The organism is Aquiflexum balticum DSM 16537 (assembly GCF_900176595.1).
GTDB lineage: Bacteria > Bacteroidota > Bacteroidia > Cytophagales > Cyclobacteriaceae > Aquiflexum > Aquiflexum balticum.
In genome coordinates, this window is sequence record NZ_LT838813.1 from 2,983,398 (window position 1) to 3,000,361 (window position 16,964).

Annotated in this window: 18 protein-coding genes; all 18 read left to right on the forward strand. The window is 38.0% G+C overall.

Going from position 1 to position 16,964, the window contains the following annotated elements:
• Positions 1–4: 4 nt before the first annotated feature.
• The 18 genes from B9A52_RS12665 (at position 5) to B9A52_RS12740 (ending at position 16,964) form a co-directional block, all read left to right on the forward strand.
• Positions 5–2,269: a pyridoxal-dependent decarboxylase gene (locus B9A52_RS12665; RefSeq protein ID WP_084120812.1), complete on the forward strand. Its 2,265-nt coding sequence runs from the start codon at positions 5–7 to the stop codon at positions 2,267–2,269.
• A gap of 39 nt (positions 2,270–2,308) precedes the next feature.
• A complete protein-coding gene (locus B9A52_RS12670; RefSeq protein WP_084120813.1) occupies positions 2,309–3,403 on the forward strand; it encodes a nucleotidyl cyclase domain-containing protein in 1,095 nt (364 codons plus the stop codon).
• Positions 3,404–3,585: 182 nt separating this feature from the next.
• A complete protein-coding gene (locus B9A52_RS12675; protein ID WP_172805207.1) occupies positions 3,586–3,810 on the forward strand; it encodes a TolB family protein in 225 nt (74 codons plus the stop codon).
• A gap of 550 nt (positions 3,811–4,360) precedes the next feature.
• Positions 4,361–4,849: an RNA polymerase sigma factor gene (locus B9A52_RS12680; protein WP_084120815.1), complete on the forward strand. Its 489-nt coding sequence runs from the start codon at positions 4,361–4,363 to the stop codon at positions 4,847–4,849.
• Positions 4,836–5,426, forward strand: coding sequence for a hypothetical protein (locus B9A52_RS12685; RefSeq protein ID WP_084120816.1), 591 nt, complete (start codon positions 4,836–4,838; stop codon positions 5,424–5,426). The genes B9A52_RS12680 and B9A52_RS12685 overlap by 14 nt, the downstream gene beginning before the upstream one ends.
• 602 nt (positions 5,427–6,028) lie before the next feature.
• Positions 6,029–6,580 (forward strand): hypothetical protein, encoded by a 552-nt coding sequence (locus B9A52_RS12690; protein ID WP_084120817.1) that lies wholly within the window; start codon positions 6,029–6,031, stop codon positions 6,578–6,580.
• A gap of 19 nt (positions 6,581–6,599) precedes the next feature.
• Complete coding sequence (locus B9A52_RS26350; RefSeq protein WP_262483150.1) at positions 6,600–6,728, forward strand: hypothetical protein; 129 nt, start codon at positions 6,600–6,602, stop codon at positions 6,726–6,728.
• Between the two features lie 27 nt (positions 6,729–6,755).
• Positions 6,756–7,001: a hypothetical protein gene (locus B9A52_RS12695; RefSeq protein ID WP_084120818.1), complete on the forward strand. Its 246-nt coding sequence runs from the start codon at positions 6,756–6,758 to the stop codon at positions 6,999–7,001.
• Positions 7,002–7,180: 179 nt separating this feature from the next.
• Complete coding sequence (locus tag B9A52_RS12700; protein ID WP_084120819.1) at positions 7,181–8,083, forward strand: sugar phosphate isomerase/epimerase family protein; 903 nt, start codon at positions 7,181–7,183, stop codon at positions 8,081–8,083.
• Between the two features lie 17 nt (positions 8,084–8,100).
• The gene (locus tag B9A52_RS25530) at positions 8,101–8,289 is read left to right on the forward strand and encodes a hypothetical protein (RefSeq protein WP_157370142.1); all 189 of its coding nucleotides are present in this window, start codon (positions 8,101–8,103) and stop codon (positions 8,287–8,289) included.
• A gap of 119 nt (positions 8,290–8,408) precedes the next feature.
• Positions 8,409–8,699: an RNA polymerase alpha subunit C-terminal domain-containing protein gene (locus B9A52_RS12705; protein WP_084120820.1), complete on the forward strand. Its 291-nt coding sequence runs from the start codon at positions 8,409–8,411 to the stop codon at positions 8,697–8,699.
• Between the two features lie 273 nt (positions 8,700–8,972).
• Positions 8,973–10,559 (forward strand): serine hydrolase domain-containing protein, encoded by a 1,587-nt coding sequence (locus B9A52_RS12710; protein WP_084123503.1) that lies wholly within the window; start codon positions 8,973–8,975, stop codon positions 10,557–10,559.
• A gap of 155 nt (positions 10,560–10,714) precedes the next feature.
• Positions 10,715–11,494, forward strand: coding sequence for a hypothetical protein (locus tag B9A52_RS12715; protein WP_157370143.1), 780 nt, complete (start codon positions 10,715–10,717; stop codon positions 11,492–11,494).
• Between the two features lie 98 nt (positions 11,495–11,592).
• A complete protein-coding gene (locus B9A52_RS12720; RefSeq protein WP_084120822.1) occupies positions 11,593–11,814 on the forward strand; it encodes a hypothetical protein in 222 nt (73 codons plus the stop codon).
• A gap of 34 nt (positions 11,815–11,848) precedes the next feature.
• Entirely contained in the window at positions 11,849–12,562 is a 714-nt protein-coding gene (locus B9A52_RS12725; protein WP_084120823.1) for a hypothetical protein, read from the forward strand.
• Positions 12,563–13,190: 628 nt separating this feature from the next.
• Positions 13,191–14,366 carry an HlyD family secretion protein gene (locus B9A52_RS12730; RefSeq protein WP_084120824.1) on the forward strand — a complete coding sequence of 392 codons (1,176 nt, stop codon included), beginning with the start codon at positions 13,191–13,193 and terminating at the stop codon, positions 14,364–14,366.
• Positions 14,367–14,377: 11 nt separating this feature from the next.
• Positions 14,378–16,531 carry a peptidase domain-containing ABC transporter gene (locus B9A52_RS12735; RefSeq protein WP_084120825.1) on the forward strand — a complete coding sequence of 718 codons (2,154 nt, stop codon included), beginning with the start codon at positions 14,378–14,380 and terminating at the stop codon, positions 16,529–16,531.
• Positions 16,532–16,613: 82 nt separating this feature from the next.
• Positions 16,614–16,964, forward strand: a complete 351-nt coding sequence (locus B9A52_RS12740; RefSeq protein ID WP_084120826.1) for an HTH domain-containing protein — start codon at positions 16,614–16,616, stop codon at positions 16,962–16,964.

The window sequence follows — 16,964 nt, forward strand, 5'->3', positions numbered from 1 at the left end:
TATAATGGATATAAACAAAAAAATTGAAGCCCTTAGGGGGCAAATGGCTCTTGCCAAATCTAACGGTACCCAGTCTATGGGTACTTGGTTTTTGGGGCCTAAAGGAGAAAGTCATAATCTCCTCAAAGAAATGTTGGAGGAAGCACTTCATCATGCAATTGATGGTAGAGAATCCACTTACCCCAATGACCCTGAATGGGCGAACACAGATTCTCCCGAGTATAAAGCAGAGAGCAAAGTCATCATGAGCAACTTCAAGCAATTGGTGAGAAACTTGGAGACATACAGTGTTCCCTTTAGCAGTTACCGATATCAGGGCCATATGCTTTGGGATCAATCTCTGCCTTCAGTAGCAGGCTATTTTGCAGCAATGCTTTACAATCAAAATAATGTAGCTGCAGAAGCGAGTCCACTGACTACAGCATTGGAGATAGAGGTGGCAAATGACTTATGCCATATGGTTGGTTACACGGATGATGGAGATATCGAACCTTGGGGACATATCACTTGTGATGGAAGCATGGCCAATATTGAAGCAATGTGGTCTGGTAGAAACACCAAACTCTATCCTTTTGCCGTTCTGGCAGCTTTCATTAAAGAAGATGAACTATCTAAATTAAGTAACTTAGAAGTTCAACTGACCGGTAAAAACGCCCCCAGCAAAAAGATACTTGACATGGGCTGGTGGGAATTGATCAACCTGAAGAGAGAAGTTATTTTAAGCATTCCCACACGTTTGTCGCAATTGGCTGAAAAGGTGGGGGTAGATAGTACTACGCTGATGAATCTGATCCAGAAATACACGGTTCAGCAACTAGGCCTTATGGGATTTGCTAATTATATGGATGAACTCTTAGAGGCTGATGGTGAATTCCGTGAAGCGTTAGGCAATATCAAATTGGTAGGCCCGGCCACCATGCATTATTCACTGCCCAAGGCTGCAACCCTTATTGGGCTAGGGAGCGGCGCTTTTACCAAAATCCAGATCCAGAGTAATGCAAGAATGGATATTGATCACTTGGAGAAAACCGTTCAGGAACATTTCGAAAAGAAAATCCCGATTATAACTGTGGTGGCTGTAATGGGCACCACTGAAGAGAGTGCTGTTGACGATCTTTCAGGTGTTCTCCAACTCAGGGAGAAAATGAGAGAAAATGGTATGGAATTTTTTGTGCATGCCGATGGAGCCTGGGGCGGGTATTTTGCATCTATGTTGAATGCCCCTTCAGAACACTCAGATGCACATCATCACCTCAGAAAACATAGTCAGTTAGCGCAAGGTAATCAATCAGGGGACGTGCACAAGGAAAATATTGGTGCAGCAATCGCATATCAACAACTTAAAAATTCGAGTAATAATCCACGGGCACATGAAATGTTTATGTTCACTGCCAGTACAGGATTGAACACCCACACTGCCACACAGTTGGCCAGGCTAAAAGATGCTGACACTATTACCATTGACCCTCACAAATCAGGATTTGCATTGTACCCTGCTGGCAGCTTAGTATATAAGGATCATCGAATGCCTCAAATGATTCAGATCACTGCTCCTGTAGTATATCATGGAGGTGATGCCCCTACCACAGGAGTATTCGGTGTAGAAGGATCTAAACCAGGTGCGGCAGCAGCCGGTGTCTATTTTAGCCATAGGATCATTAAGCCGGATCAAAGTGGATATGGGAGAATTCTAGGAAGATGTACATTTAACACTAAGCGATTCTTCGCTCAATTGATGGCTATAGAATCAGAGGATTTCAAACTTGCTGCTCTTACAGATCTGAAACCTGAAGAAATAGAGAGAATTAAAGAGTGGACAAAACTTTCGAATCTCGAATTATGGGAAAGACTGAGTGAGAGCAAGATGGAATTCGATCTTTTCCAAAGGACAGGGCCAGATCTGAATATTATCTCTTATGCATTGAATCCAATAATTAATGGTAAAGAAAATAAAGACCCCAAAGTCACCAATGACTTTAACAACTCCTTGTTTTTAAAATTAAGTAATCAAAGTATAGATGAGCCGCTTCCTGAAGTCATAGTGACCAGCTCAACTTTCGACTCTGAGAATTCTTCAAATGCAATCAGGTCTTTAAGAAATCAACTAAAAATTGATCAAGATGATACTTTGGATATGAATTTTTTGATAACCACGGTAATGAATCCCTGGCTATCAGATACAGATCAGGGTAAACGAAATATGATTCCTGAGATAGTTGGCTATTTGCAGAAAGCCGCTGAAGATCTTGTGCATTCAAAGTATAAATAGTATTGAACTGAAAACCCTTAGCTAAACAATTATTACAATATGGAAACTCTTAAAGGATATGCAACGAAGATGGTGAAGACAAAAACTTCATCCAGCCCTGATGCAATTGAAGATTTTAATCATGCTTGGGAAGTGCTTTTTGCATACAGTGGTCCCAGCATGGCACTAAGAGAAGTTGCATTGGGTGCCTTGCCGGGGAAATTTCCCAGTCTTGCCGTAAGACAGGTAGTTATGGATAAGCATCATGCAATGCATAATTCAATTAAACAAATTGCTTCTCCCGAGCAAGGACAAGTAGACACCTGTGTATTTTGCAAACTTGCATTTGGCTCTATATATGAAGATCCAAATTTCGGGCGCATAACAATCACAAGAAATAAAAGGAACAAATATTACTGCAATACTTGCGATATGTTCTTGCGCATTTGCCCCGGACATACATCTCTTGAACTGCCAGTCATGGTGGTTGACGTTAAAGGATCAAGAAAAATCCGTAATGACCCGAGAGTCAGTCTTTATCAGTATTCCAATATGCTCTCAGATTTTCAATGTTTGGCCGCAGCTGTTATCCAGAAAAATTTGGGCATGGTGCTAAATACGGTCGGAGATGCTGTGATCGGAATATGGCCTTCTGGTTTTATACCTGAAGAACTTAGGAAAAAACACAATTGGAGTGAAAAAGAACCGGCAAAACTAGCTGCCCGGCTTGCGTTAATTGCAAGTGCAGAACTTGCAAGGCTAAGTCCTGATTCTCATGAATCTGGCAAACTTCCGTTTAAAGGGGCCCTTGATTCAACAATAATGTCCATTTTTTCTGTTCAATCAAGGAACAAAATAAAAGAGTTCGAGATTTCTGATCTGGATGCTGCGCTTAGCGGAGATCCAATTGTTGATGACTTCGGTTATTTCCCAAATGATGAGTACGAGGGTGAATTACAGAAAGGTCCTACAAGCATAGATGTGGCCGGAGAGGCAATAGAATTCACGTCAGAGTTATCAGGCCATAGTTTCTTAGCGGCTGGAGAATTTGCTATTACAAAAAGATTAGACATGGTTGCCGGCAACTCTGACTTTGAATATGACCTACTTGACGAATTCAAAGAACCTATCAGGGTATTAAAAAGAGCTTATTAAATGACATCCTGAGGGTTGCTATTGATAATAATCGTCCAACACCTAAAAATCAAGCTGAGCTTGGCAACAAAATCTTGACATTTAATCCCTTGTAAATAATAATCATATTTCATTTTCAAGAGACTCTTCATGCACAGCGAACTCCAAGTGAAATCGCTGTTTTCAATCTTGAGACCAATGAATTGATTAGGCTGATATTTAATGAATTTGCTGATGAAGAACCTGACTGGTCACCTGATGGTTTAAATATTTTATTTTCAAGAAGGTTTGACAGACAATTTTCCCTTTGGACACTAAATCTTGAATCTATGGAAGAATTTAGGGTAACACCACCTGAGATTAAGGTGAGTAGAGCGCATTGGTCGCCAAATGGTAAGCTGATTGTAACCCAACATTATCCAGATTAACGCATTACAACATTGTATAAGCGGCATCAAAACGACCCCTTATGCTGACCTTTGCAGATAATGTTTAAACCTACCCCTTCTGTTCATTTCAGTGGCCATATTCAAACCCCGCTTGATTCCATCTATTTTTTTTTAAAAAATGCCCTATTTCTGTTTTTAAGGTCTTGAAAAAATATTCCAATCAGAAAACTAAAATCCTTTTTAAAAACTCCATTCAACATCCGTTTAACTACAGACCAGGGGTCACCGACCATATCCAGGGTTCACCGGTGTACGTTGCATTAAACTTATCTTATTGGTTCCCATGTAGATGAATAGGCAAAACTTTGTTTCGAGTAAAAGGGTGATCTGTGCAAGTCATAAATTACCAAAGAATAAGAGACCAGACGGGTAATGCAAGGTACCGACCAGAGAATTTTTCCTCTGTAGTCTTAGAATAGTAGGTCATAATAAGGTTATTTCATTATTTGAAAAAAAATTTTATCCCTTTGTAATATTATTTAAGATTTGGAGTCAAATGGATAAAGGTTTAAAATCGTGACGCCTAAACATGGATAATATAAGCGAAGAATTTTCTTCTATTTACCTGGAATACAGCAGTAAGATAAAAAGTCTTTGTTTTGGGTATACTAATTCAATCGATGAGGCTGATGATCTTTCACAAGAAACATTTTTATCTGCATGGAAGCATTGGGATAAATTCAACGGACAATCTTCACGTACCACCTGGATTTATAGAATAGCGATAAATAAATGTCTCACTCACATCAAAAAAAATGAATCAAAAGCTATAGATATAAAAGAAATTGAAAAAGAATTAGCAATTAATGATGAGAAGAATGAGAATATTAATCTCTTGTATAAAGCGATTAATAAACTGGAAAATATTGATAGGTTAATAATCACCATGTTTCTTGATGAATTATCCTACAAGCAAATTGCAGAAGTTCTGGGAATCAGAGAAAATTCAGTAGCTGTAAGGATTCATCGTATAAAACTAAAACTAACTGAAATATTTAATAATTATGAAAAAATTTGATGATTTAAAAAGTATCTGGGCTGAAAATCAAATGAATGCGAGTGATTTGGCTCATGCCTTTGGTAAAAAGAAAATTAATTCACTTGCGGTAATGAAGCAGCAGTATATAGTAAGTGCAATTGGGTTATTCGGGACTACGGTTTTTATTTTGTGGTTTGGATTTTTAAGTGGTAAAAATTTTAAGTTTGAAATTTCGTATACCGCTTTGGCAATTCTGGCAGTATGTTTGGCTATCAATATGTTAATTAATTTATATAATGTGTTATTAATCAGCAAACTTGATGACACACTTGCACCCCAAGAATATTTAAAACACTGGCTAAACTTCTACAAGAACCGGCTACGTTTTTTTAGACTTTATGCACCTATCCTTTTAATCACCTTTTGCCTTTCCTTTGCACTTTACGTTCCCGAAATCCTAGGCTACTATCCAAACACTTATTATAAAATCGGTTTCATTCTTTTTATTATTCTAACCTTTTTTGCAAGTTATCTAATGGGTAAAAGCGCAACACGCGAAGAAAAGATAAAACTGAATGAACTCAACAATACATTTCAGTTGCTTTCCAATGGTTAATTAATCTTTATTGTACATTATTTGAGCATTTGCCTATCTGTATTATTTTTCAAAATTCCCTTCTTCAATAAGCGGCAGACCGTCAACAAGGTTGAAACCGATCCATCAGTGGATTTCATAGTGGAATTAAAATGTGGCCTCATATCATTCATTATTTTTAAATAATGCCCATGTTCTGTTTTGAGAGTCTTGAAAAAATAAGCCAATCAGAAAACCAAAATCCTTGAATTAACTCCATCTTGATGGCCAGAAGACAGGTTTATTTTCGTGTGATGACAAAAGGATTTTATCAGATCAAATTCCTATGGTTCAGGTAAATAATTAAAAAATATCTTTAGATTTATACTACATCTTCCTTCTATAAAGCGGAAAGTATGCCGATTAAGAATGCTACCTGCAATTAAGGAAAGCAAAACGTTGAACTAAAACTTCGCTTGCTCAATCCAATATAGATGAATAGAAGAAGTTTTGGTTCGAGGATATGGGAGTTAGCCAACACTTAAAGAAACGACAAAGTGAGACAAGAGACATTTTTCCAATTTATAAAGAAGACCAATCTTCCTTTCTTTTTTACTTGGCCACTAAACATAGGATATCTGATTATGGTGGCAGTTTTAATTTATCAAGGAAGTAAAGGAAATATTGGCGTGGTAATAGTTGGTCCCATAATTTTAACCATTGGATTTTTAGCAATGAAACTATTCATTTATGGGAATTCCTTTAAAACATATAATGCAGGTGGACAAGCAATTAAAGAATTGAAAGGTAAAAAAATAGAAGTCCTAGAAAACATAGGGATTTATATAAAAGGTTTTGATCTATTCGACCAAAAGAATTTCTTTCCGCCAAACATCCAAAAGACTATTTATGATTTTGACAAAGCTGACTTGGTTTTGACAGAATATTCAATGGTTTTAATGGGAAAAAGTGGAAATTTTGGCGGAGAAGCATTTGCCTATCCTGTAGAGATTTTGATTGATAAATCATGGCTGACGAGCTTACCTAAAGCACAAATTAAGAATTGGGAAGAAGTGAACAATAGGATTAATATCCAAATAGAAGATTATAATTACAAAAAATCGATAAATATTGACTTTAAGGATAGAACCGAAGAAATAAAGCGTTGGCTACATTATAAGAGCAATAGCGGGTGAATTGGTAAATTGAAGTTCTGTGCATTTAATAAACATTTGTGGTGGAGGACAGGTAATCGCTTCGAAATCCGCTACAGCTCTTATACTAGACCGTTACAGGGAAGTTGAAGAAGAACCAAGTAGAATAGAAATCAGTTTTTTGATCTAATTTCATATATTTATTAAAATTAAGGCTATGACACATGCAGAACGCCATATCATTGAAACTTATTCTGAGCTTTTTGAAAGCTTGAGTTCAGTAAGCAAATTAGAGCTGCTTGAACGGCTTGCGAAATCAATAAGAAAAGGGAGAAAGTCTAAAGAAAAGGATTTTTTCAGTTCTTTCGGAGGTTTTGTTTCAGAAAAGCCAGCCGAAGAAATCACAAAAGACTTCAGGTACTTAGAAAACCTGAAATTGGAAAACTGGTCGGAAAGAAAATAACCTCCCTGTAACAGCACCTAAAAACATAGGGCGCCCGGTGCCAAGGGAAAGGGTTATTTCCCGAACTTATATTACTTTGGTGTAAAGGAAATCGCTTCGAAATGAGCCACTTTTCTTAGTTGCCGACCGTCAGCTGTACCAGTAATGATTTGCTCAGCACCCTAAAATGGATCGTAAATATGGATAAGAAAAGAAGAAATTTATTAGGTAGCCTAGCACTCGTACCAATTGCAATAAGTTCTCACAGCCTCTTCGCAAGCCCATTCATTAAAACCTTAGTCCCGTCCAGGTTACAATATAGCGTCAATGCTTTTTCTTTCAATTCCTTGCTTAGAAGTGGTGAGATGACATTTTTTGATATGATGGAGTTTGCCTCTGCGCTTGGTTTAAATGCAGTTGACCTAACAGGCTATTATTTTTCTGATTATCCAAAAGTACCAGATGATAAAACATTGTTTCAATTAAAGAAGAAAGCATTACAACTAGGATTAAATATTTCATGGACAGGGGTAAGGAATAACTTTGTAAATCCAGATAAAACTTCAAGAGAATCGGATATCGAAGTGATAAAAAATTGGTTGCAAGTATCATCAAAACTTGGGGCTTCCATTATGCGGATTTTTCCAGGAAATGGAAAACACGAAGGATATTCCAGAGAAGAGGTTAAAAGATGGATGGTGTCGGACTTTCAAGAGTGTGCAGGATATGCAGAAGAAACAGGTGTTATGGTTGGCATGCAACACCATAATGATTTTTTATATGAAGCTGATGAGGTTATCGATATTTTAAAAAGAGTGGACTCGGATTGGTTTGGATTAATTTTGGATATTGGCAGTTTAAGAAGGGGAGATCCGTATAAAGAAATCCAAAAATTGGCCCCTTACGCAAACTACTGGTTTATTAAAGAACAGGTTTATGTGGATGGAATTGCGGAACCTGTGAATATGAAAAAGATTTCCAAAATATTAAAAGACGTAAACTATTCCGGTTACATTTCTTTCGAAAGCTTGACCGATGGCGACCCAAAACAAATTGTAACTTCTATGTTTAATGATTTTAGAACCGAGTATGAAAAACTCTAAAATGAAGATAATCAATTATGTATGTACGCAATTATGCCAGAAGATTGGACATCTATGTTAATTCTCGTCTGAGGAATGAAATGCCCGATACATCGGTCTTCCGACTTCGGTCTTCCTTCCCGATTGAAGAAGAATATAGGGTTACTGGCAAAGAGGCGTATATCCATATAATCAATCCTATACCACAAATGGAAATATTATTTTAAATCATGGGATTTGAGAAATAACACTAACAATAAATAAACGGCATTAAATCGGGCGTTTATTCAATACGTTAGCGGGCATTGTAAATGACGACACTACACGTAAACTGAATATACAAGAAATGGAGACGAAAAAGATTTTGAAAACCTGTAAAAAGGGACATAAATTCTATAAGAGTTCTGACTGTCCGACTTGTCCAGTTTGTGAAGAAGAACGTAAGCCGAAAGACAATTTTCTATCATTGTTAGTAGCACCTGCAAGACGAGCTTTGGAAAATAATGGTATAACAACAGTAGAACAACTTTCAGAATACACAGAAAAGCAAGTTCTAAGTTTTCACGGAATTGGAAAAAGTAGTATTCCTATTCTGCAAAAAATATTATCCAACAACAATTTGACTTTTAAAAAGTGAGAATTACAAGTTAAGACAATGAAGGACCACCTTGAAAAACTAAAAGAACAAGGGATTAATTCACTAAATGATTAACTAAACCGTGAACAAAAACGCATTGACAGAAGGAGAACAGCGACTCGCAGGGAGAAGTTTGGCAATAAAGCTGGGAAAGTGGTAAATTCAAGCTTTGTGCTTTTTGGTAAGTTTGATGCAAGCCGACAGGGAAACACTTCGAAAGCTGCCACAAGTCATTTAAGCAAAACATTGTATGCACCATTTAAAACACTATTTATGAAAAACTTATATTCCTTTTTCCTTTACATTTCTTTTGCAACAATCCTTTTATCCTGTAATTCAAAACCATCTCCCGATAAAAATGCAGTTCTTTCTTCGCACTCTTATTCATCTTCATACAAAGCACCGGCTTTTATTCATGACGATCGAGTAGAAAAGATTAAAAAAATTGCTCCAGAATTACAGAAAATGATAGATGAGCATGCCAAGACCAAAAATATACCAGGCATTGCTTACGGTATTATTGTAGATAACGAGTTAGTGGTTTCTGGCGCGACAGGATACATAAATCTTGAGAACAAAACACCTGCTACCCCATTATCAGCTTTTCGCATAGCATCCATGACCAAAAGCTTTACAGCTATGGCAATTTTGAAACTTAGGGATGAAGGAAAACTAAATTTGAGTGATCCAGTCAGTACGTATATTCCTGAAGTAGCTACGCTGGAATATCTTACTGAAGATGCACCGACTATTGATATTGAAAACCTCTTAACAATGACGGCTGGATTTCCGGAAGACAATCCTTGGGGTGATCGTCAATTAGATGAATCTGACCAAATGTTGATGGACCTTATGGAGGAAGGAGTATCCTTTTCTAATCCCTCTTCTTATGCTTTTGAGTACAGTAATACCGGATATGCCTTATTAGGTGCTATTGTTTCACGCGTTTCAGGTGTTCCATATCAAGAATATATTACCACCAATATCTTGGAGCCTTTAGGCATGAGACAGACGTATTGGGAATACGATAGTGTTCCCAAGGAGCAATTGGTAATGGGTTACCGTTGGGAAGAAGAGCAATGGAAATCAGAACCAATGCTTCATGATGGCGCTTTTGGTGCAATGGGGGGATTGATCACTACCATAGAAGATTTTAGCAAATATGTTAGTTTTCACCTTTCCGCATGGCCTGCAAGAAATGGTGAGGATACTGGACCAGTTAAAAGGAGTTCGCTTCGTGAAATGCAGACACCACAGTTTGCGGCATTAAATGTGAATGCTACCGACTTTAGTAATGAACCTTGCCCTTTAATTTCCGGGTATGGCTTTGGATTGGGTATCACAACTTATTGTAATGACTTAAAACAGGTGGGCCATGGGGGCGCACTTCCCGGATTCGGAAGCCACTATTCTTTTTTTCCTGAATATGGAGTTGGCATTATGGCTTTCTGCAATCTTACTTATACAGAAGCATATCCCAGGAAAAAGATTGGAGAATTGCTTTTTGAAACCATTGGCTTACAACCCAGAAAACTACCGGTTTCAGATATTTTAATGAAAAGGCAAAATCAAATTGTGGATTGGATTCAAAATTGGAACCCTGAATTGGAAGCCACTATTTTGGCTGAAAATTTTTATTTGGATCAATCACGGGAAATTCGTTTTGCTGAAATACAAGAAGTGTTGAATAAAGCCGGAGCCCTTCACACTACCCATGCGATGGAACCAAATAATCAGCTCAGAGGAAGTTTTAGCATAGAGGCTGAGAACGGTCTGATTAATATCTTCTTCACGCTTACACCAGAGAAACAACCAAAAGTCCAACAATTAGACATCTCGTTTAAACCAACTGAAAAATAGCAGTATGTCCGGATTAGTACATGTGCATAACAACGGATATAAAAAAATAGCGGTATAGTGCTTAAATGAAAAATAATCAATAAAATAACGTCAATTATAATCCGAAAATATAGTATCTAAAGAGAATTTTGACAACAAATATGGGATCATTCAAAATGAAAATTGAAAGAAAACATAGTAAAAGAGATCATCTCTTTTATTCGGCACTTACCATACTGATAAGTGCAATTGGATTTGCCGGATTCTCTTTCACTTATTTCGGGCCTATTATTCGAGCTTCATATCCTTCATCGGGAATGGTCTTGCATCTGCATGGTTGGTCTTTTTTCCTTTGGTACCTATTGTTCCCCATTCAAGCAATATTTATTGCGAGGAGAAAGAGGGTCTTCCACATGATATTGGGGAGATTCAGTGTCATTTTAGTTTTGTTGATGACCCTGACGGGCATTTTGGTACTCACCGTACGCGTAGAAGAAGCAATGCGCAACGGGGGACCACAAATCTGGTTGCTATATGGACCTTTGGTACTCTCTAATCTGGTATTGTTCGTTACCTTCTATTTCGCTGGAATGTACATGGCCATTAAGAACCGCCTGCAATCCCATAAGAGATTGATTATTGTTGCAAGTTCAATTGGACTGGGAGCCGGTTTCTTTCGCTTAATCTTTCACCTGAGTGGATTCCACCCCATGTCATTGCCTGTCGGAGTTCTGGGTTGCAGTCTATTCATCATAATTGGAATTATTTATGACAAAATTACACATAGATATGTTCATCCTGCGTACTGGGCAGGACTCATTGTTATGCTTATCGTGGAAGTATCCTTGCTTCCGCAAGTGAATGGAGAGATGGTGGCCTGGATAAATGAGGGACTCGCAGCCATTGGGGAATATCTTGGAGACTTTTATCCTACTGAACCAACCGGTGAGATTTAGTGCCGTTGCGCAGGTTGAGTAAACTGTACTTATATTAGGATAAGATCCTTCAGAAAAACAGTAATCAAAAATAGCGTAATTGAAAAAATGCTCACAGAATGAAAACGACCGCCAAAAGCACCAAAGAAAACATGGGGCGGATAGTGGTTTCCGCAAGGTTGGTTCTCCGTATCAACTTTGGTTTCGGCGGCATGAAAACACTCCGAAAAGCACCACGTTTTTTAGCTGCGGTACTTCAACCACAGACAAGGGTCCACAGACCATATACGGGCTTAATCGGTGTACAGATAGCGGTCAGGCTAGAACGACAACACCGGTAAATTTACAAGTAAAAAAAAGCATACATCATTAACTATGGGGCCCGATTTTCATATAACAAAAAGCGCTAAACAAAACATTATTATTTACGCTGCATTTCTAATAATTGCTGTGATAGGTATTATATATGGAAATGAAATTAAAAATAATTTTACTTTCTTTAGAGTATGGGATTATAAGAATATACTTATTCTACTTTTAGGTATTCCTTTTTTATTTCTACAATCAAAAGCAAATCTTCCCAATTTCCTGGAACAAAGTATTACGAACAAGCAAAGATTTCTGAACCCTTTTCTAATTGGTATTGCGTTTGGAATACTTGATGTATTTATCGTAAAAATTATAATGCACCCCGAGCCATATACAGAGCTACCTCCCTTTTTGCAACCATTTCCTTATTCTAATTTTTTATATTTTTCGGGTGCTTTTGAAATTGAGGTTTTTTATAGACTGATTCCTCTAACGCTGATATTGCTTTTGGGCAAATGGTTCGCAAAGGGTAAATATTTTAATATTTTCTTATGGACAGGCATTGTTTTAACTTCATTCAGAGAGCCAATAGAACAATTACCTGATGGGGAATTATGGTTTGTTGCTTATGCTTTATTGACGGGTTTCTTGATGAACTTTTTACAAGCAATCTATTATAAAAACGCAGGGTTTTTAGCATCTCTCACCTTAAGACTTGGACACTATTTATTTTGGCACATTTTACTGGGTATCTATGTTCAATATTTTGAATTACAATAATAAAATTAACACTGAATTTGTGAACGGCTTTTTGGAGCAAAATAGAGAGGGTATATTGACAGTTTTGTTCACCTAAATCCGCCCAAGCGACCACCCGTCAACGCTATTGAAACCTAACCCATTAGAGGATTCGATGGACATAGAGGTCCCCGGCTTAATTCAATGAATTATTTTTTGAAAAATGTCGATTTTCTTTTTTGGGGGTCATGAAGAAATAAAGGCTTCCAGGTACTTTATGGCAAATGATTCCCTTTGGGAAAAATTTGTGCGCATGAAAATTTTCTTTGCGTGGATTTTTTGGGGAAGGGTTCAGGATTTAATAAGAAGAAGAGATTTTTGATAGGTAAAGACGAGGGGGAATTTCCTGGGACTTTCAACAGATGAAATTTGATTCACCGGTTACTTCTAAAAAGATAATATTTGCCATACCATTTTTTGCTTCCTCCAGTATCATTGGGTGCATAATGGATTTGGTTTTATTTAACCTTTCTTTCCAAAGGATTTCCAAAACAAAAGTTTTTGATATTAAACGTTTAATTAAACGTTTAACTTTTTTATCAAACCTAGAAACTTCTTTTTTAAAATTTATATTTAGCTAAGCTTTAAGTTGAACCTAAATAATATTTTTATGGAAAAAAAGGTTTTCCCATCGTCAATTTTAAATGCAACGGTGGAAGTTTATGATTCCCGTATAAGTGTCAGATCACAGGCAATTTATTTGATTTTATTGGGACTTTTACTTTCGGGAGTAGCTGCTTTGCCATTGATATATGTAGATGTGGCGGTACAATCCCGAGGAACGTTTCAGTCAGCGCTTCAACGAAATTCATTGCTGAGTTCAGTTGGTGGTCGATTGGAAAAATGGGACTTGACTGAAAATAAAAAAGTCAAAAAAGGGGATATATTGGCTGTAGTTCGGGCCGAGGTAGTGCAGCTGGAAATGGATGGATTGGGAGAAAGATTGGTGCTTTTGGAGGATTTTATTCTTGATTTGGAGAAATTGCTCAGGCTGAATATGGATGGGAATGCTGTTTCACTCACCTCATTGAAGTCCAAATATTATCAAGCGTCACTTTTGGAATTTCAAACCAAAATAAACAATCAAAATGCCTTGCTTCAAAAGTTGGAAAGGGATTTTGAGCGCGCTCAATTGCTTTACAACAGTAAATCTATCGCCTTTGCTGACTATGACAACACCGAAGTACAGTACAAACAGGCACAGACTCAAATGGATTTGCTCAAAAAGCAGCAGATCAATCAATGGGAACAGGAACTGATCAACCATCAGAAAGAGAGTTTACAGCTAAAAAACCAAATGGATGTCTTTTCAGAGCAAATTGATCAATACAAGATTATTGCCGCTATCAATGGAACCCTGATCAATGTACTTAACCTCAATGAAGGAGATTTTATACATCCTCAGCAGAAGCTTGCGGAAATCTCACCCGATACGACATTGATAGCAGTGACCTACATTTCCCCGGTTGATATTGCATTTATAGAAAAAGAGCAAGAAGTAACTTTTCAGGTCGATGCATACAATTACAATCAGTGGGGTATTGCCACTGGGAAAGTCAAAGATATAGCAGATGACCTCAGTTTAATCAGTGAAAGGGAAGCCGGTTTTTTGGTAACCTGTGCATTGGATACGCCTTTTTTGAATTTATCCAGTGGACAGGTGGGGCATATTAAAAAAGGAATGACATTCAATGCCCGCTTTATTGTGGCGAGAAGGTCATTATTCCAGTTACTTTATGATAAGGTGGATAACTGGCTCAATCCTCAAGTTCAAAATAAAATTTAATTTTTTATCATATGGGTATCAAAGTCAAACAAAGGGATATTACGGATTGTGGAGCGGCCTGTCTTGCTTCTGTAGCTTCATTTTACAACCTGGAAATGCCAGTTGCTAAAATCAGACAGATGGCTTCTACCGACCAAAAGGGAACCAATATTTTGGGGCTGATCGAAGCGGCGACCAAAATGGGTTTTTCGGCCAAAGGAGTAAGGGGCGAATTCGAGGCACTCAAAGAAGTACCCATGCCTGTAATCGCCCATGTCATTGTCAAAAAAGTCCTGCATCATTTTGTAGTACTCTATAAAGTGACGGACAAGACCGTAGAATATATGGATCCTGGAGATGGGCAAGTGCATCAGGTAACTCCAGAAATGTTTAAAGAAAAGTGGACTGGGGTTTTGGTCTTGTTGATGCCCAATGACGAGTTCAAGGCCATCAATCAAAAGGTGAGTATCTGGAGCAGGTTTTGGTTTTTGGTGCGCCCACATCGAAGCGTCATGTTTCAGTCTTTAATCGGAGCAGTCATTTACACCATTTTAGGTTTATCTACGTCGATCTATGTCCAAAAAATCATTGACCATGTATTTATAGGAAGAAATACCAATCTGCTTAACCTTCTTTCGGTAGCCATGATCGTTTTGCTGATGCTGCAGATAATGATTGGGGTTTTCAAAACCTTGTTTATCATCAAAGTGGGTCAAAGGATCGATGCCCGATTGATTTTAGGGTATTACAAACATTTGCTTACACTTCCGCAGCGATTTTTTGATACCATGCGGGTTGGGGAGATTATTTCCAGGATCAATGATGCCGTAAAAATCAGGGCCTTTATCAATGATGTATCAATTGGGTTTTTGGTGAATGTTTTTATAGTTCTTTTCTCATTTGCGCTGATGTTTACTTTTTATTGGAAACTTGCCTTGGTGATGCTATTGGTTGTGCCATTATATGCCCTAATCTACTGGATTACCAATCGGCTCAATAAAAAAATTGAAAGAAGGCTGATGGAAGAATCTGCTGAATTGGAATCCCAATTGGTAGAATCCATCACAGCTGCAGGTACTATCAAGCGCTTTGGGGCGGAAGACCATGCCAATATCAAAACCGAGATCAGGTTTGTTTCGCTTTTGAAAACCGTTTACCAATCAGGGTTGAACAATGTTTTTTCAGGAACATCCTCTGAAACCGTTTCGCGCCTATTTACCATCATCCTTTTGTGGGTTGGAGCAGGCTATGTCTTGAAGAATGAGATCACACCGGGTGAGTTGATGTCTTTTTATGCTTTGACGGGCTATCTGACTGGCCCTGTTTCCAGCTTGATCGGTATGAATAAAACTATTCAGAACGCGTTGATTGCCGCAGATAGGTTGTTCGAAATTATGGATCTGGAAGTGGAAAGAACTGATGAAGCTTTCCCCCTAAAGAAGGAAGAGGTAGGTGATATTCAATTCAAGCAGGTGAGCTTTCGGTATGGTTCGAGGGCGAATGTCTTTGATGGTTTGTGTTTGGTTTTTCCTAAGGGTAAAATTTCTGGTGTGGTAGGGGAGAGCGGTTCTGGAAAAAGCACCTTGGTATCCCTTCTCCAAAACCTTTATCCTTTACAGTCTGGCAATGTATACATCGGAGACCACGATATTAAATTTATCAACAATGCCAGTTTGAGGCAGATAGTTTCGGTGGTGCCTCAGCGCATTGACCTTTTTGCAGGAAATGTTTTGGAAAATATTGCTTTGGGAGACTACCAACCGGATATGCAGAAAGTAGTGCATATCTGTAATAAATTGGGTATGATGAGCTTTATAGAAAGCCTGCCCAATGGTTTTGGAACTTACTTGGGTGAGAATGGATCAGCCTTATCAGGTGGTCAGAAACAACGGATTGCTATTGCAAGGGCGCTATATCGGGATCCTGAAATATTGATTTTGGACGAAGCCACTGCTTCCCTTGATCCCGATTCTGAGCAATTTGTACAGCAGACCATCAGGATGCTGGCTACAGAAGGCAAGACCATCATCTTCATTACCCACAGGTTGGCAGCGGTGCAGGAATTTGATTGTCTGTATGTGTTGGACAAAGGCAAATTGATCGAAGAGGGAAACCATGAGACGTTATTAGCAAAGGAGGGCAAGTATTTTGAAATGATCAGGAAGCAGTTGGTGGTGCTGGCTTGAAATGTACTAAGTACTAAGTGCAAAGTACCAAGAATTGCCACTTGACTCTTGACTTTTATATCAATAACTAAATAAGAGGAATATGGAATTTATCAGACAAATAGAAAGATTACAGCTTTTGAATAAGCTGGTTAGGGAACAGCGGACGGGAAGTCCGGATGAATTGGCAGAAAGACTGGGGGTGAGTAGGAGACGGTTGTATGTGTATTTGGAATATTTAAATGATATGGGAGTTGATATTCAGTACTCCCGACGATTGAACAGTTTTGTATTTGTCAGTCAAAAACTGATACAGATTGATTGGAGATTTGAAGTTTTGGATCCTACTGAACTCAAAAAGGTGGGTGGAGGTGTTCAAATTTTAAATAGTTTTTTAATTCAAAATTTTCTCAGATTTAAACGCTCAAATTCCACTTCAAATCAATTAATGTAA